The 21,869-nt window shown below is 66.9% G+C and carries 21 protein-coding genes; 15 read left to right on the plus strand and 6 right to left on the minus strand.

Features of this window, described 5'->3' with window-relative positions:
• Window positions 1–34: 34 nt before the first annotated feature.
• Window positions 35–1,096, minus strand: a complete 1,062-nt coding sequence (wecB, locus tag ASD21_RS16205) for a non-hydrolyzing UDP-N-acetylglucosamine 2-epimerase (RefSeq protein ID WP_056443445.1) — start codon at window positions 1,094–1,096, stop codon at window positions 35–37.
• A 120-nt stretch (window positions 1,097–1,216) separates the two neighbouring features.
• Here wecB and ASD21_RS25145 point away from each other — a divergent pair, with 120 nt between their 5' ends.
• The 6 genes from ASD21_RS25145 (at window position 1,217) to ASD21_RS16235 (ending at window position 5,744) form a co-directional block, all read left to right on the plus strand.
• On the plus strand, window positions 1,217–1,813 hold the full coding sequence (locus ASD21_RS25145; RefSeq protein WP_056443448.1) for an acyltransferase: 597 nt from the start codon (window positions 1,217–1,219) through the stop codon (window positions 1,811–1,813).
• 67 nt (window positions 1,814–1,880) lie between these two features.
• Window positions 1,881–2,672 (plus strand): ABC transporter permease, encoded by a 792-nt coding sequence (locus tag ASD21_RS16215; protein WP_162250245.1) that lies wholly within the window; start codon window positions 1,881–1,883, stop codon window positions 2,670–2,672.
• Between the two features lie 3 nt (window positions 2,673–2,675).
• The gene (locus ASD21_RS16220; protein ID WP_056443455.1) at window positions 2,676–3,431 is read left to right on the plus strand and encodes an ABC transporter ATP-binding protein; all 756 of its coding nucleotides are present in this window, start codon (window positions 2,676–2,678) and stop codon (window positions 3,429–3,431) included.
• Between the two features lie 25 nt (window positions 3,432–3,456).
• The gene (locus ASD21_RS16225; RefSeq protein WP_056443458.1) at window positions 3,457–4,386 is read left to right on the plus strand and encodes a Gfo/Idh/MocA family protein; all 930 of its coding nucleotides are present in this window, start codon (window positions 3,457–3,459) and stop codon (window positions 4,384–4,386) included.
• A gap of 56 nt (window positions 4,387–4,442) precedes the next feature.
• Window positions 4,443–4,760 carry a hypothetical protein gene (locus ASD21_RS16230; protein ID WP_056443460.1) on the plus strand — a complete coding sequence of 106 codons (318 nt, stop codon included), beginning with the start codon at window positions 4,443–4,445 and terminating at the stop codon, window positions 4,758–4,760.
• Window positions 4,761–4,862: 102 nt separating this feature from the next.
• Window positions 4,863–5,744 (plus strand): DUF6270 domain-containing protein, encoded by an 882-nt coding sequence (locus ASD21_RS16235; protein WP_156398406.1) that lies wholly within the window; start codon window positions 4,863–4,865, stop codon window positions 5,742–5,744.
• On the opposite strand, the gene ASD21_RS16240 is transcribed toward ASD21_RS16235, so the two are convergent.
• Genes ASD21_RS16240 through ASD21_RS16250 form a run of 3 tightly spaced genes read right to left on the minus strand, consistent with a single transcriptional unit; the run spans window position 5,737 to window position 9,554 of the window.
• Window positions 5,737–7,371 (minus strand): hypothetical protein, encoded by a 1,635-nt coding sequence (locus ASD21_RS16240; RefSeq protein ID WP_156398407.1) that lies wholly within the window; start codon window positions 7,369–7,371, stop codon window positions 5,737–5,739. The two genes, ASD21_RS16235 and ASD21_RS16240, sit on opposite strands and share 8 nt — an antisense overlap.
• Before the next feature lie 33 nt (window positions 7,372–7,404).
• Window positions 7,405–8,160, minus strand: a complete 756-nt coding sequence (locus ASD21_RS16245) for a class I SAM-dependent methyltransferase (RefSeq protein ID WP_056443469.1) — start codon at window positions 8,158–8,160, stop codon at window positions 7,405–7,407.
• On the minus strand, window positions 8,157–9,554 hold the full coding sequence (locus ASD21_RS16250) for a glycosyltransferase (protein WP_162250246.1): 1,398 nt from the start codon (window positions 9,552–9,554) through the stop codon (window positions 8,157–8,159). The genes ASD21_RS16245 and ASD21_RS16250 overlap by 4 nt, the downstream gene beginning before the upstream one ends.
• A 344-nt stretch (window positions 9,555–9,898) precedes the next feature.
• Between ASD21_RS16250 and ASD21_RS16255 the strand changes: the two genes are divergently transcribed.
• Genes ASD21_RS16255 through ASD21_RS16265 form a run of 3 tightly spaced genes read left to right on the plus strand, consistent with a single transcriptional unit; the run spans window position 9,899 to window position 12,591 of the window.
• On the plus strand, window positions 9,899–10,900 hold the full coding sequence (locus ASD21_RS16255; protein WP_056443474.1) for a glycosyltransferase: 1,002 nt from the start codon (window positions 9,899–9,901) through the stop codon (window positions 10,898–10,900).
• Window positions 10,901–10,924: 24 nt separating this feature from the next.
• The gene (locus ASD21_RS16260) at window positions 10,925–11,845 is read left to right on the plus strand and encodes a hypothetical protein (protein WP_056443477.1); all 921 of its coding nucleotides are present in this window, start codon (window positions 10,925–10,927) and stop codon (window positions 11,843–11,845) included.
• Entirely contained in the window at window positions 11,842–12,591 is a 750-nt protein-coding gene (locus ASD21_RS16265) for a hypothetical protein (RefSeq protein WP_056443481.1), read from the plus strand. Before ASD21_RS16260 ends, ASD21_RS16265 begins: the two co-directional genes overlap by 4 nt.
• 22 nt (window positions 12,592–12,613) lie before the next feature.
• Here ASD21_RS16265 and ASD21_RS16270 read toward each other — a convergent pair whose 3' ends face one another.
• Window positions 12,614–13,663: a transglutaminase-like domain-containing protein gene (locus ASD21_RS16270; protein WP_056443484.1), complete on the minus strand. Its 1,050-nt coding sequence runs from the start codon at window positions 13,661–13,663 to the stop codon at window positions 12,614–12,616.
• A 134-nt stretch (window positions 13,664–13,797) separates the two neighbouring features.
• Between ASD21_RS16270 and ASD21_RS16275 the strand changes: the two genes are divergently transcribed.
• The gene (locus tag ASD21_RS16275) at window positions 13,798–15,834 is read left to right on the plus strand and encodes an NAD(+) synthase (RefSeq protein WP_056443487.1); all 2,037 of its coding nucleotides are present in this window, start codon (window positions 13,798–13,800) and stop codon (window positions 15,832–15,834) included.
• A gap of 94 nt (window positions 15,835–15,928) precedes the next feature.
• On the plus strand, window positions 15,929–17,245 hold the full coding sequence (locus ASD21_RS16280; protein WP_056443490.1) for a mannose-1-phosphate guanylyltransferase/mannose-6-phosphate isomerase: 1,317 nt from the start codon (window positions 15,929–15,931) through the stop codon (window positions 17,243–17,245).
• On the opposite strand, the gene ASD21_RS16285 is transcribed toward ASD21_RS16280, so the two are convergent.
• Window positions 17,229–18,386: an AGE family epimerase/isomerase gene (locus tag ASD21_RS16285; RefSeq protein ID WP_056443493.1), complete on the minus strand. Its 1,158-nt coding sequence runs from the start codon at window positions 18,384–18,386 to the stop codon at window positions 17,229–17,231. The two genes, ASD21_RS16280 and ASD21_RS16285, sit on opposite strands and share 17 nt — an antisense overlap.
• A 153-nt stretch (window positions 18,387–18,539) precedes the next feature.
• Here ASD21_RS16285 and ASD21_RS16290 point away from each other — a divergent pair, with 153 nt between their 5' ends.
• From ASD21_RS16290 to ASD21_RS16305, 4 genes are all read left to right on the plus strand, one after another.
• Window positions 18,540–19,076 (plus strand): D-glycero-alpha-D-manno-heptose-1,7-bisphosphate 7-phosphatase, encoded by a 537-nt coding sequence (locus tag ASD21_RS16290; RefSeq protein WP_056443496.1) that lies wholly within the window; start codon window positions 18,540–18,542, stop codon window positions 19,074–19,076.
• Between the two features lie 165 nt (window positions 19,077–19,241).
• Window positions 19,242–19,895, plus strand: a complete 654-nt coding sequence (fsa, locus tag ASD21_RS16295) for a fructose-6-phosphate aldolase (protein WP_056443498.1) — start codon at window positions 19,242–19,244, stop codon at window positions 19,893–19,895.
• 131 nt (window positions 19,896–20,026) lie between these two features.
• Window positions 20,027–20,260, plus strand: a complete 234-nt coding sequence (locus ASD21_RS16300; RefSeq protein ID WP_056443501.1) for a hypothetical protein — start codon at window positions 20,027–20,029, stop codon at window positions 20,258–20,260.
• A gap of 90 nt (window positions 20,261–20,350) precedes the next feature.
• A complete protein-coding gene (locus ASD21_RS16305) occupies window positions 20,351–21,751 on the plus strand; it encodes a pyridoxal-phosphate dependent enzyme (RefSeq protein WP_056443504.1) in 1,401 nt (466 codons plus the stop codon).
• Window positions 21,752–21,869 lie beyond the last annotated feature (118 nt).

A 21,869-nucleotide genomic window follows, 5' to 3' on the forward strand; every position in this document is an offset into this window, starting at 1 on the left:
GCGCGAGCCGAACCAGGAGGCTCCGTCCCGGGCTCTATCGGTCCGCGCTCGCGAACCAGTCGTCGATCCGCTTGACGATGCGGTCGGCGGCGTGGCCGTCGCCGTAGTCGGCGATCTCGCGGCGCGGCGCGGTGTATTCGGGTGTCCGCCAGAGACGATTCCAGCCTGCGTCGATCGTCTCGACCCATTCGGTCTCGTCGCGCAGCGTGACGCAGGGGCGGCGGTGGAAGTAGGCTTCTTTTTGCAGCCCGCCGGAATCGCAACAGACCAGCTCGCAGCCGTTGATCAGGCGCTGCAGGTCCAGATAGCCTGCGGGATCGATCGGCATGAAGCCGTCAAGGCCGATACCGGCCTCCTCGCAGATCTTGCGCGTCCGCGGGTGCACCGGAAACACGATAGGCCGCGTTCCCGCTGTGGCGCGGACATAGTCCAGCAGCTCCCGCAGCCGGCTCAGGTCGTTGGTGTTTTCGGCGCGATGGATGGTGCAGAGCACGTAAGGCGTGCCCTCGAGCCCCAGGTCTTTCACGATGGTGGAGACCTCGTTGGCGCGGGCCGCCGCCTGCTGGGTCGCGTCCTGCATGACGTCGCCGATGGCGTGCACGCCCTTGAGCAAGCCTTCTCGCCGCAAGTTCGTCACCGCCGTTTCGGTGGGGCAGAAGAGCAGGTCGCTGACATGATCGGTGAGGACCCGGTTGATCTCTTCCGGCATCACGCGGTTGAACGACCGCAGACCGGCTTCGACGTGGAAGACGGGGATGGAAAGCTTGCTGGCGGCCAGGGCCGCCGCGAGCGTGGAGTTGGTGTCGCCATAGACCAGCACGCCGTCTGGCTTCTCGGCGATGAACAGCTGGTCTAGAGCTTCCAACATGCGGCCTGTCATCTGGCCGTGAGAGCCGCCCGAGATGTTCAGTTTGAACGACGGCGCGGGAATTCGCAGCTCGTCGAAGAATACGTCGGACATGTTCGTATCGTAGTGTTGACCGGTATGGACGAGATACGAATTCGATACGGCGCTTTGTTGAAACGCGCGTTCCACTGGAGCGGCTTTGATAAATTGGGGGCGTGCGCCGACTACACTGAAAACACGGCGTTGCATTATGCGAAGCTCCAGATTCCGTTGAGCGAGAGCGGGTGTGGGTTGTGTGTGCTCGCTTGACACGTAGACGCTTTTTAGGCCATTCCGTCGCCACCAAATCGCGGACTAGATGATAAATTAATGACCGTTCTGATCCACCCGACGGCCGAAGTCCATCCGCTGGCGAAACTGGGTGAAGGTGTAAAGGTTTGGAATAACGCCCAAGTCCGAGAGCGCGCCGTGATCGGCGACAGGACTGGGGTTGGCAAAAATGCATTTGTCGACATGGACGTACAAGTTGGATCTGACTGTAAGATTCAAAATAATGTCAGCGTATATCTGGGGGCGGTCGTTGAAGACGGGGTCCTGCTTGGTCCTCACTGCGTACTGCTGAACGACCGCTTTCCGCGTGCGATCAATGCTGATGGTTCGTTCAAATCAGCCAGCGACTGGGTCGTCTCCGGCGTGACCGTCCGCTATGGCGCGTCCATCGGCGGCGGGGCGATCCTGACGCCCGGAGTGACGATCGGCCGTTGGGCCCTGGTCGGCGCCGGCTCGGTCGTGGCCAAGGACGTGCCCGACCACGCGCTCGTGGTGGGCAACCCCGCCCGCATCATCGGTTACATTTCTCCCGCCGGGCGCCGGATGTCTGTGGTGTCGCAGGATGGCGACCGCGTGTTCCTGGCCTCGCCCTGTGGCTTCGAACTCGAGATCAGCGGCTCGGTGGCGACAGTCTAAATTTGGCCCGGTTTCCCGGCTTCCTCCGGGGGGCTCAGCTCGCGGTCGCTTGCCGCTCGGACGGATGATGAAAAACGCACTCAATACTAGTTTTCGGGATCTGCGGGAAAGCATCGCCCGTCTCCCGCTGGCCTTCTTCCTGGCCTGGCAGGACATCCGGCTGCGTTATTCGCGATCGTTGATCGGCCCGTTCTGGGTCAGTATCTCTATCCTCGTAACGGCCTGCGCGCTGAGCTTCGTCATGACCGGCCTGTTTGGCGGCGAGTTGCGCAAGGCGCTGCCCTTCGTGCTGACCGGCATCATCATCTGGTCGTTTCTGTCCCAGTCGCTGATCGAGGCCTGCACGACCCTGATCGTGGCGCGTGGACACCTGACCGGTGCGCCCATGCCCTACGGCCTGATGATCATGTCGACGGTCATCCGCAACGTGATCGTCAGCGCCCACCACCTGTTCGCGTTCATCTTGGTCGCCATTTTCGTCGGGATTCGTCCGGACTGGTCGATGCTGCTGATCATCCCCGGCGCCCTCCTCGTCGTGACGGCGGTGACGGGCCTGGTGTTCGCGGTGGCGTGCCTGACCCCGCGATTCCGCGATCTGATGCCCCTCATCACCATGGTCATGGGCATCGGCGCCCTGTTGTCGCCGGTCTATTGGCGGCCCGAATCCCTGGTCCGCAACCGCGGGATCGTGGCCCTGAACCCCATCACCTATCTGCTCGACGTGCTGCGGGCGCCGTTGATCAACGAGCACACCATGCCCCATGCCTGGAGCGCCGCGGTGGTGATCGCCCTGGTGTGCCTGCTCGTCGGTGTGGGCACCTTCGTCCTCACCCGTCGACGTCTGCCTTTCTGGATCTGACCCATGGCTAGCCTCAACCTCCGCAGCGTCACCCTGAACTTCCCGGTCTATGGCGTCGCCGCGCGACAGTTCCGGTCGCAGATCATCAAGCCGCTCAAGCTGGGCCGCAGCTCCGCCGACCACAACCGTCTGCTGGTGCGCGCGCTCAATTCGGTGACGATGTCGGCCAGCGCCGGCGACCGCATCGCCTTGATCGGCGGCAACGGCGCGGGCAAGTCCACTCTGCTGAAGCTGATGGCCGGCATCTACGAACCGACGTCGGGCGTCATCGAGCGTCGCGGCACCATCCGCACCCTGCTCGACATGAGCAGCGGCATGGAGGAAGACACCAGCGGCCGCGACAATATCGTCATCCGCGCGCGCTACATGGGCGCCAGCACCAAACAAGCCAAGGCGCTGGTCGACGAGATCGTCGACTTCGCCGAGCTGGGCGAATTCATCGACCTGCCGATCCGGACCTATTCGGCCGGCATGCGCATCCGCCTGGCCTTCTCAATCGCGACCAGCTTCAACGCCGATGTCATGCTGATCGACGAGGTGCTGGGCGCCGGCGATGCGGCTTTCATCGACAAGGCCACCGCGCGGATGACCAACATCATCAAGAACGCCGGCCTGGTCGTTCTCGCCACGCACGCGCTGTCGCTATCGGACGCGATCGCCCAGCGAGGCATCTTCATGAAGGATGGCCGCATCGCGTTCGACGGCCCCTATCAGGAGGCCGTGGCGGCCTACATGGCGTCCACCCACGCGGCGGCGTAACCCGCGCCTTAAACCGGAAACAGAGATGAAAACGCTTCGCGGCGCCGTCTTCGGCGCGGGCGTCATGGGCGCCTATCATGCTCGCATGCTGCGCCAGGCGGCCGGGGTCGAGCTTGTAGGGGTCGTCGACACGGACGCCGACAAGCGGGCGCAGGTCGCCGGCGCGCTCGGTTGCGGCGGTTTCGCGGACATCGTCGAGGCGTTGGATGCGGGCCTGGATTTCGCGGTCGTGGCGACGCCGAACCATCTGCACGCGCCCCTGACCGAGCAATTGCTGACCAACGGCGTCCACGTCCTGGTCGAAAAGCCCATCGCCAACACTCCCGAAGAAGCCCGGCGCCTGATCGCGGCGGCGGACGTCGCGGGCCGGCTGCTGATGGTCGGTCACGTCGAGCGCTTCAATCCCGCCGTCCTGGCCGCCAAGGCCGCCTGCGAAGGCGAGCGGGTGGTGTCGGTCTCGATCACCCGGGCGGGTCCGTTCCCGCCGCGCATGGCCGACGTCGGCGTTATCATGGACCTGGCGGTGCACGACGTCGATATCGTCCGCTACATCACGGGGTCGGACATCGCCGAGGTGTCGTGCCAGCACGATCGCGTGCACGGTTCGCGCCAGGACGTGGCGCTGATCCTCGCGCGAACGGAAAGCGGCGCCAGCGCCCAGATCGACTGCAACTGGCTGACGCCGTTCCGGGTTCGCCAGATGAAGATCGCGACGGCGACGAAGTTCATCGTTGCGGATCTGATCACGCGACAGGTCGTTGAGCACTCCGCATTCATGCCCAATGGCGCCTATACGACGCGGCATCTGTTCGTGCGCCAAGCCGAGCCGCTGCAATTGGAGCATGAGGCGTTCCTCGAGGCGATCCGCAACGGCGCGCCCGCGCCGGTCACGGGCTGGGACGGTTTGCGCAATCTGGAGATCGCCCTGTCCTGCATCGGCGGCGAGGCGGCCTGAAAAGGAACGGTGGGTGCGCGGCGGGCGTTGAGTTCCTCACAAGCTTGAGGTTTTTCGTGCTCCAGCAACTCATCAATGTCGCCGCGGACGGAGACGGCTGGCGGGTCAGCCGGCAAGGCGACACGCTGCTCCAGACCAACGACTACGGCGACGCCATGGCGTTCGCGACCAGCCTAGCCGAGCAGTCCGACGGCGGCGCGGGCGTCGTGGTGGAGGGCGCCGGGGGCGAGGTCGAGAGCCAGCAATATGTCGGCCCCGATTCCTTGCCTTGGGGCCAGCCGGAAGCGCAACCGGAACCGCAATCGGCCGAGGCGGATCCGATGGAAACGATCCTTGAGCACGCCATGCCGGTCGAACCGTCGAAAAGCGCCTAGCACCCAGACCGCGCCCCAAGGGGCTATTCTGCTCTGGGATTTTGCGGAAGAATCCGCCATGGCTGTCGACTGAAGGCCGCGAGGCGGGTCAGGGAGCGTTTCATGCGTGTGGCGATACTGGGCAGCTGCGTCACTCGTGACATATTCGGTCTGGTTCCCGAGAAGGGCTGGTCCGTCGAGTGCTACCTCGGACGGCAGTCCATGATCGCCCTGAACACGCCCCCGGTGCAGCCGGACTTTTCGGTCGCCCAGGAACCCGCCACCCGCTGGCGCGGCGAGACGGTGGCCCTGAACGCCTCCAAGCGTGTTTTCGAAACGCTCCGCGACACCGATTTCGACTGCCTGGTGGTCGACCTGATCGATGAGCGGTGCGCCTGCGTGGCGACGGCGGACGGGCGGATGATGACCTATTCGCCGGAGCTGCAGGAGATCGCTGAAGGTACGCCGTTCCTGGAGCACAACGGCCTGCGACCGCTGGTGGAGGCGTGGCCCTACATGGACCAGCGGGAAGCCGCGCTCGACGCCTTCGCCGAGGGTCTTCGCAAGGCGTGTCGCGGCAGGCCCCTGGTCCTGCACGAGGCCTATTGGGCGCCGCGCTCGGTGGCCGGTGAGACCAGCGTCAACTACGACGTCAACTGGGTGGCGCGGAACAACGACCTGCTGGCCCTCTGCTATGCGGGGCTCAAGCGCCGCCTGAACTGCTGGGTCGTGTCGGCGCCGCGGGCCGAAACCCTGGGGGACGCCGAACACAAGTGGGGACCCGCGCCGTACCACTACCAGCAGTCCTACTACGAGCATATCCAGGCCCAGCTGGACGCCCTGCCCGTGTACGGCTTCGCGCCCGATTCAGCGGCCAGCCTGGAGTCAGCGGCCAGCCTAAGCGCGCTGCTGGACAGGCCGTTGGACGCCGAGACCGTCACGATCGACGTGCAGCCGGGGGATCACTTCACACTGCACGGGCTCGAAATCCCGAAATTCAACTAGCGGGCGGGACGTCGCTGGCGAAGGCGCTGGCGATCGAGTCGAAGATCGGGTGGCGGGAAATCAGGCCTAGGTCAATGACCAGGGCGCGGAGGGCCATCCCTTGCGGCGTACCTGTTTCCGGATAGGCCAGCGAGAAGATCGGCGTTTCGCCAGGCCGGCGCGTCTCCGGAAGATAGCGGGCGGCCGTGGCCAGGCAGGCGCGGAGCACTGGCTCGGCCGCCCTGTCGTCGGTGCACTGGACATAACGATAGACCGCCAGGGTCGCGAGCAGATGGCCGTGGAGGCTTTGCAGGGGCTTGCCGTGGATCGGGGGCATGTCCTCCAGCCAGAGATAGCCGCCCGCGTCCCGCCGCACGAGGTCCTCGTCACCCGCGATCAGCGGCGTGATCAGTTCGCGCGCCAGCGCGCGATACGGTTCCGGCATGGCCTTGGCCTGGGCGAGCTGCAGGACGCCAAGCGCGGCCTCGGCCTGGGCGGACGCGCTGGCCCAGCCCGCGGGGATCGTCGCGCCGAGCAGGGAGTGATCGTAATCGAGTCGGATCTTCCGGCCGCCGACCGCGGCGGGGTCCGAATTTCGGGTGATATCCGCGACCAAGGCGTCGAGCGTGGCCTTGTACGGGGCCGCGCCATTGATGTTGATGAGGTCGGCCAGGACGGCGCAATTGATCGCCAAGGCGTGGGTGCTGAATATGGTCTGGCCCACTTCCGCGCCGGGCGCGAACACGGGATAGGGCGGGCGCCCGTCCTTCGAGGGCTTCCATCCCCGATGCGCGTGGGAGAGGTCGACCGCCCGCAGGATGTCGACGCCGAAGTCGAGCTGCTGGTCCATCACCTTCACGGCTTGGCCGCCGATCTGCTCGATCTTCAGGTGCTGGACGGCGGGGATGACTTGAAGCGCCTCGATCCGGCGCAGGCCGCCCTGCAGTGCTTGCCGCGCCGCGCGGCTCTCGACCAGGCTCGCCTGGCGCGCGACGTCATCCTGGTCCAGGCGGTTCAGCACGGCCTTCCGATCGTCGTCGATCCGGTCCCGCAGGGCGTCCAACCGAGTCAGGAAATTCTCGTGATTCGCCGCGCGCGCCGAGTCCAGCGCGTCTACTCGCGCCAGGACGGCCGCCCGGTCCTCGCCGCCGCGCAAATCCTGGGCCGCCAACCGGGTCAGCAGCTCGTCATGGGCGCCGCGCCAGGCCGTTTCGTCGCCACGTAGGGTTTCGATCAATCCCGCCAGCCCGGCGCGCGTCGCCGTGTCCCGCTCCGCGGCGGCCTCGAGGCCCGCCCGCAGCTCGTCGGCTCGCGCGAGAGGCTCCAGACCCGCCCGCAGCTCGTCGGCTCGCACGAGAGGCTCCAGACCCGCCCGCAGATCGTCGCTCGCGGCGCGCCAAGACGCCTCCAGCCGATCCAGCCGCTCGAGCATCTCCGCGCGATCGCTTTCCGCGCGCCGGCCTTCGGCCCTGAAGCGCTCGGCGAGCAGGTCCTGGTTTTCACGAAAGGCCGCTTGCCGGTCGGACGCTTCGCGAACTCGCGCCCGCCGTCGTTCGATCAGCGAGAAGGTCTGTAAGGCCAGGATCGCGCCGCAGAGGCAGAGGCACAGGCCGGTCACGGTAAGCAAAGGCGTCACATCAGCGTCCATCTTCCGGCCTGCCGCAGCGAAGCGTGCGTCAGGCTAACGCAATCTCAAGCGCGCATAACAGTGCGTGCCCGTACTGTCTTGCTTGATTTCCTCCAGATCAAACGCTGCGTCCCGCGCAAGCGTCGCGATTTGAGTTTCGGTGAAGGAATAGCCGCAGGTGGGCGCGGCGTGATCGAAGGGCGCATCGTGGTCGTGGATGGTACCGGCGATCGAGCCCGGCCGTATCGTGCAGAAGTCCACGACGGCCAGGCTGCCGGGGCGCAGGAGCTCCCGACCGCGAAGCAGCGCCCCAAGAGCGTGGGCGCGGTTCAAGTGGAAGAAGGTGTTGCGCGTGAACAGGGTGTCGAACGTGCCCCTCAGGTCGCGGAACACGGCTTGGTCGGAGATATGGGCGTAGCGCATGCGGGGACCGCGGGCCGACCGCGCGACGCACAGCGAAAGGCGCGAGACGTCGACGCCCAGATAGCGCGAGGTCCATGGCGCGACCTGCCGGCCGAGCCAGCCGTAGCCGCAGCCCAGTTCGACAACGCGGCGGCCCTTGATCGCGGAGCCGGGCAGGAACAGGCCGCAGGGCGCCGCGCTCTTGGTCGGCCCGTGAACCGCCAGGGCCGTCGCGTACACCTCGGCGCTTGAGGCCCTGTGAAGCCCTTGCAGGGGCGCGCGCGTCCACTCCGCGGCGGGGCGCAGCGGATCTTCGAGGGAGCTCGCGAAGACCTCGGCCCACGCGCGGTCCCACGCGCTGCCCGCGAGGCTCATGTCCGCGACGGAGGCGGCGACGGGTTTGATCATTGGGCCGCTTCCTCGACGAGCGAAATCTCGCCGGCGGCCGGCAGGCGAGGGTGAACAGGCGGGCCGCGCAATCTTTCGTCCCGGGACGAGGCGATCACGCCGTCGTAGATCCGCAGGAGTTTCTCCGCCTCCACCGGCCATTCCCAACCCGGGCCCTTGGCCATGAGGTTGCGGCGCGATTGGCCGACGATGTCGGTCGCTGGGTCGAACATCTCGTTGATCGCCGCGGCCATCCCCTTGGGGTCGGTCAGGTTGCGCACGAGCCCGAAGCCCTCGCCCTCGACGACTTGGCGCAAATAGACCAGGTCGTTGGCCAGGACCGGCAACCGGGCGGCGATGAACTCGTAGAGCTTGTTGGGCGAGCAGAACTTATGGTTGAAGTCTATCGGCTGGTACGGGATGATCCCGACGTCGGCCGACGCGCTCCATTCGAGCAGTTCGGTCCAGGGCACGGCTTCCAGGGTGTGGACCCGGGCTGAACCGCCGGTGCGTTTGGCGATGTCCCTGAAATAGTCGTGGTCGCCATAGCCGATCATGACCAGGTGCACGTCGTGGCGGACATCCGCCATGGCCGCGACCAACTCGGCCAGACCGCGCCCATCCTTCGAGAACCAGCCCTGATAGCAGAGGATCCGGACAGTGGGGGGCAGACCGAGACGTTCGTGAAAGCGCCGTGGCCGGGGGTTGGCTTCCAGGGCCGGCGTGCGTTCGGTGGCGTTGGTGATCACGTTGAACGGCTTGCAGCCGTAGCGTTTCTCCATGAACTCGCCGCAGAACGGGTTGACCGTGATCAGCGCGTCGCAGTGCTTGACCAGCGTCCGTTCCCGAATGACCAGGAACTCCTGTTCGGCCGGGGTGAGGGTCGAGATTTCCGGATAGACCTCGTGGGCGTCGTAGATCAGCGGCACGCCCAGCTTGCGGGCCGCGGTCACGCCGGCGAACAACTGCGGAAGATCGTGAGCGTGGATGAGATCGGGGTCGTAGTAGATCGCCCGATCGATCAGCGCCTGGTCCCAGGCGTGGGGCTTCATGGGCTGGGCCAGGAACGAGACCTGGCCCACCTTGGGCGTATTGCGCAGGGCGCGGACGAAGCGGACGGTCTGGGCGGCGGCCCCGATCGCCATGATGGCCATCAGCCTCGCGCCGATCGCGGCCCGCCGGTGCAAAGGCGTCCAGGAGTCGAAGGTCCGGGTCGCGTCGCGGCGGACATAGGCTTCCGGCGCCGAACGCACCATCGAAACCCACAGATAGGTCTTGCCGAGAAACGCCTTGCTCCGCCGAAGCGGCTTCCAGGCGCTGGCGGGCGCTCGTTTCTTGACGAAGCGCTTGATCTCCCGGGCCATGCCGAAGGCGAAGTCCCGGAAGGCCGGCTTTGCCAGCCTGTAAGGGTTCAACTTGACGTATTCGACCTTGAGTTCGTTAATCCTCGCGCCGTCCGGCAAACCGTCTATGTGACGGGCCAGAAGGATTATCTCGTGCCCTTTGGCGATAAGAGAGTCGGCCTCGAGAAGAATACGGCGATCTATCGAGCTGGAATCGTCCGTCAGCATGACGATGCGCATGGATAACGATGTCCTGCGAGCTTTAAAGTGGCAATCGATGTCGCATCATCACTTACCGGGCGCAACCCCGAGTTCCAATACGGTTGATCGTTTGGCTTCAATCGAGCTAGATGCGGCCGACAGGCTGACATACGCGCCATACACAGATAACGAGCTGAATCGCCAATGGCCTCGCAATGAAGAAACAGCCTAGGGTTTACCACGGTCCGTTCAATATCGCCGGGATCCCCGGGATTCTGGCCAAGACCGAGCGCGAAGCGGGATACGGTTCAAAGGCGGTCTGCTTTCCGGCCGGCGTCTACCAGCGGGACGTTGACCAGACCATCACCGGGTTCACCGCCGACAACGCCGTCGCCGCGCTGATCGACTACGACGTCTTCAACTTCCATTTCGGTTATTCGCTTTGGGGTGACGGCCTGGAGGACATCCCGGCCCTGAGACTGGCCGGCAAGAAGGTCGTCATGCACTTCCACGGATGCGACATCCGTGATTCCAAGGTCGCCCAGCAGAAATACGCCATCAACCCGTGCCAGGCTTGCTGGCCGATGGCGTGCAACCGCAATCGCGCCCATGCCCGCGAGGTGGCCCAGAGCCTCGGACGGCGCGTGGTGGTCTATACCCCCGACATCCATGAGTTCGTGCCCAACGCGACCTTCCTGCCCCAACCGGTTGATCTCGAAGCGCTGGACGCGGCGAAGCTTCGCTTCGAGGTTCACGATCGCGACCCGAAGGTCGTCCGCATCGTCCACGCGCCGTCCGCTGTTGATCTGAAGGGCTCGGTCTATCTGCAGCAGGCCTGCGCCCAACTGAAAGCTCGAGGCGTGAACGTCGAACTGCGACTGATGACCCAAAGAACCCACGAGGAAGTGCTGGAGGAGGTCGCCAACGCGGATCTGGTGGTCGACCAGCTCCTGGCCGGCGCCTACGGGGTGTTCGCGGTCGAGGCCATGGCGCTCGGTGTGCCGACCATTGGCTACATACGCGACGATCTCCGATCGCTGTATGGCGACGACCTGCCCGTGATCAGCGCGACGCCGCAGGATATCGGGAACGTCATCCTTCAAACGATCGAACGCTCCGACGGCTGGGCCGACATCGGTGCGCGCAACCGCCGCTACGTCGAGGCCCGCCATGAACGCCGCGTCGTTTCGCGTCGACTGATCGAGCTCTATGAGTAGCGGCAAAGCCAGGAGGAAAGGCGCATGAAAGTTCACGCCTCGAATATCGCGACCTTGCTTGGCGCCGAGCTGGTGGGGGAGGATCGGCCGATCAAGGGCCCCTGTACGCTGGATCGTCCCCTGCCCGACCATCTGGGCTTCATCAACCGCGACTCGGCCGCCCTGTTCGAGCGCGTGGCCGGCCACACCCAGACACTGTTCCTAATCCCGTCCGCCGCGGACGTCACGTTCGCGCCGCCGCATATCCGCATGCCCAACCCCCGCGGCGCCTTCGCCCGGGCGACGAGCCTGTTCGTCTTCAAGCCCGAAGCGGGGATTTCACCGACCGCGTACGTTCACCCCACCGCGACGATCGATCCCACGGCCTCGATCGGTCCCGGCGCGGCCGTCGGCGCCTTCAGCATCGTGGGAGCCGACACCGAGGTACGAGCCAACGCCGTGATTGGTCCCAGGGTCCGGATCGGTCGCGGCTGCCTGATCAAAAGCGGCGCCGTGGTCGGCGACGAGGGCTTCGGCGTCGACACCGACGAGAACGGCAACAACATCAGGCTTCCGCACCTAGGCGGCGTGGTGCTGGGCGATTTCGTGGAAGTGGGCGGCCAGACCACGGTCTGCGCCGGAACTATCGAGCCCACCGTCGTGGGCGACTACTGCAAGTTTGATGACCATGTGCACGTGGCGCACAACGTGGTCATGGGCAAGAACTGCATCCTCACGGCGCACGCCGAGCTGAGCGGCAGCGTCAAGCTTGGCGCGGGCGTCTGGCTGTCGCCCAACGTCTCGATCGCCGAGGGGATCAAGATCGGCGACGACACGATGCTTGGCATCGGCGCGGTGGCCATTCGCGACCTCGAGCCCAACAGCATCTATGTCGGCTCGCCCGCGCGGCGGATCCGGGCCCGATATGAAAACCCGCCCAACGCCCAGAAGCAGGACGTCCCATGATCTCGTTCTCCGCTGACGGCTACGCCGCCGTTCTCCGCGCCGGGCTCGACGCCGGCTACGTCTATTCGCCCGTCGGCGAGTCGCTGTCGCGGACGGGCAAGACTATCGCGCTGCGGCACGACGTCGACTTCGACCTCGATTACGCGCGCCGCATGGGGGAGATCGAGGCCGGCCTCGGTGTCAGGTCCACCTATTTCGTCCTGATGGGCTGCGACTTCTACGCCGCGACCGACGCCCAAGGGCGCGCCGCGATCAACGCCATCGTCGACATGGGCCACGAGGTTGGCCTGCACTGGGACTCGTCCTACATCGCTGACGCCGAGGCGGCCGTGGACCGGGTCCGCCGCGAACGCGACCTCCTTTCGGCGATCGCCGGAAAACCAGTCGTCAGCGCGTCGCAGCACGTGCCGACTGACTCCGCCTATTTCGACATCGAAAGCCTGTTCGAAGTCGAAGCCTATTCCGCCGCGATGCGGGAACGGTTCACCTATGTCGCGGACAGCTCGATGCGCTGGCGGGCCAAGACGCCGCTGGACCTGTTCGCAGAGGGCGGCGATGTGCAGTTCAACGCCCACCCGGTCTGGTGGATCGCGGAGGGCGAAACCGCCGACGACAAGCTGCGGAGCCTGAGGCAGGTCCAAGCCGAGCGGAAGAGCGCGGAGTACGAGCGCTTTATCGGCTACATGAACCACGTCCTGGCCAACCGCGACGCTTACGACCGCAAGTTCGCGGAGGCGCGGGCCTGATGGACGGCCCGTCCTTTCGGGGTCAGGGTCGCAGGATCCGATAGTTCTCGGCGAAGACGGCCTTCGGGTCGTGGTGGAGCAGGTCGCTGGGGCCATAGAGATCGATCGCGATCGCGAGGAAGGCGATCAGGGCGTCGAGGGGCGCGCGGTGCGCCTGCTCGCTGGCCAGCGACAAAACGGGCCAGGCGAAGACCTCGACCGGCTCGACCAGCGCCTCGGCATAGGCGCGCGTGTAGAGCGTGTTGATGCTCGGATCCAGCGTGAAGGTCCGGCCCTCGACGGTGATCTCGTTGAAGACATGGTCGCGCTTGATGCTGACGGCGCGGTTCTCGACGCCGAGTGCGTCGAGAACCGCGGCCAGGATGCAGCTGAAGTCCAGGCAGCATCCGATGCGGCTGGCCAGGTAGTCACGAGGCTTGACGATCGGGCCTTCGCTCTCGTTCAGCACGCAGCCCGAGCGGTTCGAATCCTGGTGGCCGAAAATGTACAGCCCAGAGACGACGTTCATGGCGTGGACGGCCAGCAGCACTCGCTCGGAGTCCAGCCCCGTGGCGGCGCGCAGCGCCGTGGAGCGGGCGGGATAGGTATCCTTGATCGCGTCGGCCAAGGCCTGGATCGAGCCGAGCGCCTTGATGTCGGTGGGCGACCAGTTGCAAGCCGGATCGACGATGTGCCGCCGCCGCACCCGCGCGGCGGTCTGATTGCAGAGCTGGCCGAACCGCCCGATGTCGATCGCCGTCGCCTGCGCCACGAAATGGGCGCTGATCTCTTCGCCGGCGCGAAGGTCCAGATGAAGGCTGTAGGTTCCGGCCGCGGCCAGATCGATATCGATCCTCGGCTCTGTCGACCAGTCGGACACGATGGTCCAGTCGTACGACGCGCCTTGGGGGCCCTCGGCGTCGAAGCGAAGCTGGACCCGACGTTCGACGCCTCGCGGCAACTGGACGCGATAGCGCTGCGACGTCACGCCGGTGATGGCCTTGAGCCCCTGGAAGACGACCCGGCCGGCTCCCGCCGGAGCGTCGAACGCGATCCCATCGAGCGTTTCGGAGGGCGAAGCAGGCTGTTGCATGAAGGTCTTGTCGGACTGTGTGACTCGGATGCCGCGAGTGTAGCGTCGCCCCGCCGCCCGCGTCGCGGTGTTCCTTGCTCTCCCCGGACAAGATCGATAGGGCAGAGTCTCTAGACACAGAGGAAGGCCAGCGCTTGAGCAAGCCGTCGTTCTTCTCGCCCTATCGTCACGGCTTCGTCCGGGTCGCCACGGCGGTTCCGAAGGTCAAGCTGGCCGATCCGGCGGCCAACGCCGCCAGCGCGCTGGCCCTGGTGCGCGAGGCCCACGAGGCCGGCGTCGCGGTGCTGGTGCTGCCCGAGCTGGGCCTGACCGGCTACACGATCGACGATCTGCTGCAGCAGGACGCCCTGCTCGACGCGGTCGAGACCGCGATCGCCGCCCTGGCCCAGAAGAGCAAGACCCTGGCGCCGCTGTTCGTGGTCGGCGCGCCGCTGCGCGACAACGGCCGGCTCTACAATACGGCGGTCGCCATCCAGGGCGGCCGGGTGCGGGCGGTGATCCCGAAAAGCTTCCTGCCCAACTATCGCGAGTTCTACGAGCGCCGCTGGTTCACGCCGGGCGCGGGCGTGGTCGGCCGCACCCTGGACCTGGCCGGCCAGGCCGTGCCGTTCGGAACCGACATCCTGCTGCGCAATCTGGGCGAGGTCGCCTTCACGGTCGGGGTCGAGATCTGCGAGGACGTCTGGACCCCGACCCCGCCCAGCACCGCCCAGGCCATGGCCGGGGCCGAGATCCTGCTGAACCTGTCGGCCAGCAACATCACCATCGGCAAGTCCGAGACCCGCCGCCTGCTGTGCGCGAGCCAGTCGGCCCGGGCGGTCGCCGCTTATGTCTATTCGGCCGCCGGAGCGGGCGAGAGCTCGACCGACCTGGCCTGGGACGGTCATGTCGACATCCACGAGATGGGGAACCTGTTGGCCCAGAGCCCGCGGTTCTCGACCGGACCGGTGATGGCCGTGGCCGACGTCGACGTGGCGCGGCTGCGCCAGGAGCGCATGCGGGTCGGCAGCTTCGGCGACGCCACGGCGCTGAGCCCGCCGGCGACGCCTTTCCGCATCGTCGGCCTCGACTTCACGCCGCCGGCCGGCGACCTGGCCCTGGTCCGGCCGATCGAGCGCTTCCCGTTCACCCCGTCCGACCCCGCCAAGCTGGCCGAGAACTGCTACGAGGCCTACAACATCCAGGTCCAGGGCCTGGCGCGCCGCGTCGAGGCCACCGGTTCGAAAAGCCTGGTGATCGGGGTCTCCGGCGGCCTGGATTCAACCCACGCCCTGATCGTCGCGGCCAGGGCCATGGACCAGCTGGGCCGGCCGCGTTCCGACATCCGCGCCTACACCCTGCCGGGCTTCGCGACCTCCGAAGGCACCAAGTCGAACGCCTGGAAGCTGATGACCGCCATGGGCGTCACCGCCGAGGAGCTCGACATCCGCCCGGCCGCCAAGCAGATGCTGGCCGACCTCGGCCACCCGTTCGCCAAGGGCGAGCCGGTTTATGACGTGACCTTCGAGAACGTCCAGGCGGGCTTGCGCACCGACTATCTGTTCCGCCTGGCCAACCACCACCGGGGCATGGTGGTGGGCACCGGCGACCTGTCGGAACTGGCGCTCGGCTGGTGCACCTACGGGGTCGGCGACCAGATGAGCCACTACAACCCCAATTCCGGCGTGCCCAAGACCCTGATCCAGCACCTGATCCGCTTCGTGGCGGCCTCGGGCGACGTCGACGAAGCCACCGGCGACCTGCTGGAGGACATCCTGGCCACCGAGATCTCGCCGGAGCTGGTGCCGGGCGAAGCGGTCCAGGCCACCGAGAGCTTCGTGGGCCCCTACGCCCTGCAGGACTTCAACCTCTACTACCTGACACGCTACGGCATGGCGCCGTCGAAGATCGCCTTCCTGGCCTGGACCGCCTGGCGCGACGCGGCCGCCGGCGCCTGGCCGGTCGGCATCCCCGAGGCCGCCAAGCGCGCCTACGACCTGCCGGAGATCAAGCGCTGGCTGGAACTGTTCCTGAAGCGGTTCTTCGCCAACCAGTTCAAGCGCTCGGCCATGCCCAACGGCCCGAAGATCTCGTCCGGCGGCGCCCTGTCGCCGCGCGGCGACTGGCGCATGCCCTCGGACGCGACCGCCGACGCGTGGTTGGCTGAACTCCACGCCGCCTTGCCCGTTTGACCTGCACGTCGCCATAAAGTCTCCATTTTGGCGAAGACGATGTGTTACCTGACATCGGTTCGCGTCAGGTTGTTGCTTTCCCGGGGGGATTTTCTTGCCTGCTATCTATCCAGTGATCCTGTGCGGCGGATCGGGCACGCGCCTGTGGCCCGCGTCGCGCGCGGATCGTCCCAAGCAGTTCCTGAAGCTGATCGGCGACCGCTCCAGCTTCCAGGACACGATCCTGCGAGTCATGGATCTGCCCGGCGCCGACGAGATCGTCGTGGTCACCGGCAAGGCCATGGCCGAGCTGGTCGAGCGCCAGGCGCTGGAGCTGGGCGTCAAGCTGACGGTGATCATCGAGCCCGAGGCGCGCGACTCCGCGCCGGCCATCGCGGCGGCGGCGGCCTATGTACGGTCGGTGTCGCCGGACGGGGTGATGCTGATGCTGGCGGCCGACCACCACATCGCCGAGCCTGAAATGTTCCGCGAGGCGGCGCTGGTGGCCATCGAGGCGTCCAAGACCGGCCTGATCGTGACCTTCGGCGTCGAGCCGACCTCGCCCGCCACGGGGTTTGGCTACATCAAGCCGGGCGCCGCCCTGCCGGGCGGCGTGATGAGCGTGGCGGCCTTCGTCGAGAAACCCAACCTCGCCACGGCCAAGGCCTATGTCGCGGACGGCTACTACTGGAACAGCGGCAATTTCGCCTTCACGGCCCAGACCCTGCTGGACGAACTGGCCGTCTTCGAACCGGAGATCCGCGACGGGGCGATCGCGTCGGTGGTCAAGGGTGAACGCGACGGGGTGCGGCTGCACCTCGATCGCGAGGCGTTCGGCACGACCACCAAGAAGTCGCTCGACTACGCGGTGATGGAGCGCACCACCCGCGCCGCCGTGGCGCCAGCCGCCTTCACCTGGTCGGACCTGGGCGCCTGGGACGCGATCTGGGAAGCCTCGATCCGCGACGCCGAGGGCAACGCCGCCAGCGGCGACATCCACCTGATCAACACCAAGAACGTCCTCGCCCGCTCGTCCGGCCCGTTCGTGGGCGCGATCGGCGTGGAGGATCTGCTGATCGTCGCCGAGCCGGACGCCCTGCTGGTTTGCCGTCGCGACGACGCCCAGGCCGTCAAGACCCTGGTCGACGTGCTGAAGGCGAGCGGCCGCGACATCGCCCATCGCCACGCCATCGCCTTCAGCGGCGGGGTGGAGCGTCAGCCGGTGACCGTCACGCCTGGCGCGGTGGTTCAGCTCTGGCGCTTGGAAGCCGGCGCGGTCGCCGAACTTCCGGCCGGTTCGATCCAGGTGCTGGACGGCGCCCTGACCGGCGGGGCGGAAAGCCTCGTGGCCGGCGCCTGCCAGGATCTGCCCTCGCCGCTCAAGGTCAAGGCGACCACCTCCGTCTCGGTGCTGGTCACGATCTGGCGCTGACCGCCCGGTCCAGCTCCAGGATCGCGCAGACGATGTGATAGAAAGAGCTGGCGGGCGCGGCTTCGTCGACGAAGGTTCCGTCCGCCCGCAGCTTGTCGCGCCACAGGCCCTTCACCGGCACGTCGAAATACTTGATCAGTCCTTCGGCGCCCTCGGCGGCGGTGGTCCACCAGCGCGGATCGCCGTCGACCTGGGCGGCCAGCACCCCGGCCTTGATCCGCTCGGTCTGGGCCCAGAGGCGGGCGACGTCGTCATGCACGCTCATGTCGTCCAGCAGGGCGAAGATCGCCACGCCGCGGGCCGGATCGACGCCAGGGCCGTCGCCGATGGCGATCATCCGCAGGGCGGCGGCGATCGCGTCGTCGCGCCCGGCCAGCTTGCCCCAGCGCAGCAGCAGCCAGGCCCATTCGAACTGATGGCCCGGCTCGACGATCCGGCCGTCCACGCCCGGCGCGGGGTTCCAGTCGCCGTCATAATACTCGCGCAGGCCGCCGCTCTTGGGATCGATGAACTTGGCCAGCGCCAGTTCGGCGATCTCGTCGGCCATGGCCCGCCATTGGCTGTCGCCGCCCGCCTCGACCCAGGCCAGGCTGGCCTCGAACAGGTGCATGTGGGGGTTGGACAGCAACGGCAGGGTGCGGGGATTGGTCTCCTCGAAGCCGGCCACGGGATGCTTGAGCTTAGCGTAGAGGGCGTCGCGCAGGCTGATCGCCAGGGCCGGCAGGTCGGCGCGCTCGGGCAGCACCGAACTGGCCATGGCCAGGCCGAACAGCCCAAAGGCCTGGTCGTAGAGGTCGACCTTGTCGTCCAGCGGCGAGCCGTCGCTGGCCACCAGTGTGCGCATGAAGCCGTCGGGGCGGCGGTACCTGCTCAGATAGAAGTCCAGCCCGTGCTCCAGGGCCTGCTTCCAGGGGCCGTCCCAGCCCAGCAGTCCGGCCACGGCGTAGGAATAGATCTGCCGCGGCTGGACCCGCGCCCGGCGCGGGGCTTCGACCGGCGTTCCGTCCAGGGCGATCTTCTCGAAGAACCCGCCCTGGACCTTGTCGGCGCCGATGTCCCACCAGACCGGAAAGGCGTGCTCCAGGGCCCAGGCCTTGAGGTCGTCGCGCAGGCGGACAAGGCGGGCGAAGTCGTCGGTCATCTGAGATCCTTGGAATGGCGCTTGAAGGTTCCGGGAGCTGAGGCCGTTCTAGGCCGCGGCGCCTGGGTTCGCCAACCCCTGGACGTCCGGCCCCGCCCCGCCGCGCCCCCGCCGCGCCTTGTCGCGCCGCGAGGCCTGGCGTAAGGCGGGGACATGTCCGGAAAAGCGCCGCTGAAAGCCGTCTTCTTCGACCGCGACGGGGTGCTGAACCTCGACCACGGCTATGTCTGCGAGCTCGAACGGCTGGACTGGATCGAGGGCGCGCGCGAGGCGGTCGCGGCGTTGAACGCGGCGGGCGTGAAGGTGCTGGTCGTCACCAACCAGTCGGGGGTGGCGCGCGGCTACTTCACCGAGGCCCAGGTCGACGTCTTTCATGCCGCCTTGCAGGCGGAGCTGGCTCCATTCGGCGGCCGGATCGACGCCTTCTATGTCGCGCCTCACCACGAGGAGGCCGTCGAGGACCGCTACCGCCATGCCGACCATCCCGACCGCAAGCCCAATCCCGGCATGATCCTGCGTGGTTTGGCCGACTGGTCGCTGGCGCCGGAGGAGACGGTGCTGGTCGGCGACAAGGGCTCGGACGTCGAGGCGGCCCGCCGGGCCGGCGTTGAAGGCCTGCGGTTCCGGGGCGGCGATCTGCTGACCTTCCTGCGTGAAAGCCTCGGCGAGCGGTTTCCGTCCGGGGGCTAGAGCGCGGCGGCCGAAAGTGGATGCCGGTTTCGGCGCCTGCCATGCTCCAATGTTAGGACTGGAGCCTGTCCAACGGACAGGCTCTAGGGGCTTTCCCGGCTTGGCGCGGGACCCCAGGGCGGATAAACGAGCCTGAAACTCCCAGAAAACATAAAGCGCAGGTCCATGCAGATCTTCCTCGACAGCACCGACACCAAGGTCATCGCCGACCTGGCCTCCACCGGCCTGGTGGACGGGGTGACCACCAACCCCACCCTGATCGCCAAGGCGGGCCGTCCGATGCTCGAGGTGATCGCCGAGATCTGCGACCTGGTGCCGGGTCCGATCAGCGCCGAGGTCGCCGCCACCACCCACGAGGCGATGATCGCCGAAGGCAAGAAGCTGGCCGCCATCGCCCCCAACGTCGTCGTGAAGATCCCGCTGACCCGCGACGGCCTGATCGCCTGCGCCGCCTTCGCCGGCGAGGGCATCTCGACCAATGTCACCCTCTGCTTCTCGCCGACCCAGGCCCTGCTGGCCGCCAAGGCCGGCGCGACCTACATCTCGCCGTTCATCGGCCGCCTGGACGACTACGGCTTCGACGGCATGGACCTGATCCGCGACATCCGCGCGATCTACGACAACTACGGCTACGAGACCGAGATCCTGGCCGCCTCGGTGCGCAACGTCGCCCACGTCAAGGACGCGGCCATCGTCGGCGCCGACGTCGTGACCATCCCGCCGGCGGTGTTCGGCGACCTGTTCAAGCACCCCCTGACCGACAAGGGGCTGGAGCAGTTCCTGAAGGATTGGGCGGGAACGGGTCAGTCCATCCTCTAGAGCGGCGTCAAACGCCTCGATCTTGAACGGCCCCGGAGCAATCCGGGGTCGTTTCATTTTGCATCTGCGAAGGTTGTTCGCATTTGCGAGTTCGTGCGTTAGGGTCCGTGTAACCTCTCGGGAGCGCGCCCATGAACGCCGCCGACATCGCCGTCGAGATCTGCATCGCCTCCGCCGAGGAGGCCCTGCGCTTCTCGGGATTCGTCCGGGACTTCCTGGCCCGCAACGGCTTTCCGTTCGTGATGATCCACAACGCGCCGGACCTTTCGGGCGACCGCCGCAAGGTGGTGTTCGAAGACGCCGTGGTGGGCCGCAAGTTCGCGACCGAGTGGCGGCGCGATCGGCTGGCGGCTTGCGGCGCCTAGGCTTGCGGCGAAGCTGGCGTAACGCTGTTTGCGCTTTCGCGAAACCGGCCTAGATAGGGAGATCATTTCTCTCTGCCGCCGAGTTGCGCCATGAACGACCCCAAATCCGCCCTTCCCCCGGTCGTCGGTTCCGCGCTCGATCTGATCGGCCATACGCCGATGATCGAGGTTCGCAACCTCGACACCGGGCCGTGCCGACTGTTCCTGAAGCTGGAGAACCAGAACCCCGGCGGCTCGATCAAGGACCGGGTGGCCCGCTCGATGATCGAGGCGGCCGAGGCCGACGGCAGCCTCAAGCCCGGCGGAACGATCATCGAGGCGACGGCCGGCAACACCGGCCTGGGCCTGGCCCAGGTGGCGACGCTGAAGGGCTACAAGCTGATCCTGGTGGTGCCCGACAAGATGGCCCGCGAGAAGATCCTGCACCTGCGGGCCATGGGCGTGGACGTCCGCCTGACCCGCAGCGACGTCGGCAAGGGCCATCCGGAGTACTACCAGGACATGGCCCAGACCCTGGCCCAGTCGATCCCGGGTTCGATCTACGTCAACCAGTTCGAAAACCCCGCCAATCCGCTGGCCCACGAGACCACGACCGCGCCGGAGATCTTCGAACAGATGGGCGGCGACATCGACGCGGTGGTGGTCGGCGTCGGCTCGGGCGGCACCCTGACGGGCGTCGGCCGGTTCATGGCCAGGCATTCGCCCAAGACCGAGATGGTGCTGGCCGACCCGGTGGGGTCGATCCTCTGCGAATATGTGGCGACCGGAAGCTACGGCGAGGCCGGTTCGTGGATCGTCGAGGGCATCGGCGAGGACTTCATCCCGGCCGTGGCCGACATGAGCCTGGTCAAGCACGCCTATTCGATCAGCGACCGCGAGAGCGTCGAGACCGCCCGCCTGCTGCTGCGCAAGGAAGGCGTGCTGGCCGGCTCGTCCTCGGGCACGCTGCTGGCGGCCGCCCTGCGCTACTGCCGCGAACAGACCCAGCCCAAGCGGGTGGTGACCCTGGTCTGCGACACGGGCTCCAAGTACCTGACCAAGATGTTCAACGACATGTGGCTGGCCGCCCACGGCTTCGACCAGCGCGAGCTGCACGGCGATCTGCGCGACCTGATCGCCAAGCGCTACGCCGACGGCGGGGTGGTGGCCATCGGGCCCGACGACACCCTGTTGACGGCCTACAACCGCATGCGCAGCGGCGACATCAGCCAGCTGCCGGTGGTCGACCACGGCAAGCTGGTCGGCATCCTCGACGAGAGCGACATCCTGGCCGCCGTCGAGGGCGTGGACGACGATCGCGGCCCCAAGTTCAAGACCAAGGTCGGGGCGGCCATGACCAAGGCGGTCAACACGCTGCAATCGACCCAGGGCGTCGACGCCCTGCCCGAGGTGTTCGACCGCGACGAGGTGGCCCTGGTCTGCGACGGCGACGAGTTCGTCGGGGTGATCACCCGCGTCGACCTGATCAACCACCTGCGCATGAGCGCCTGAACGGTTTTGCGTCCTGCGAGGCCCGCAAGCGGGCTCCTCGGGATGAGGAACTCAGTGCAAAGATCCTCATCCTGAGGCGCCCTCCGCAGAAGGGCCTCGAGGGACGCAGGGCGTCTAG

Source organism: Caulobacter sp. Root1455, assembly GCF_001426905.1.
Classification (GTDB): domain Bacteria; phylum Pseudomonadota; class Alphaproteobacteria; order Caulobacterales; family Caulobacteraceae; genus Caulobacter.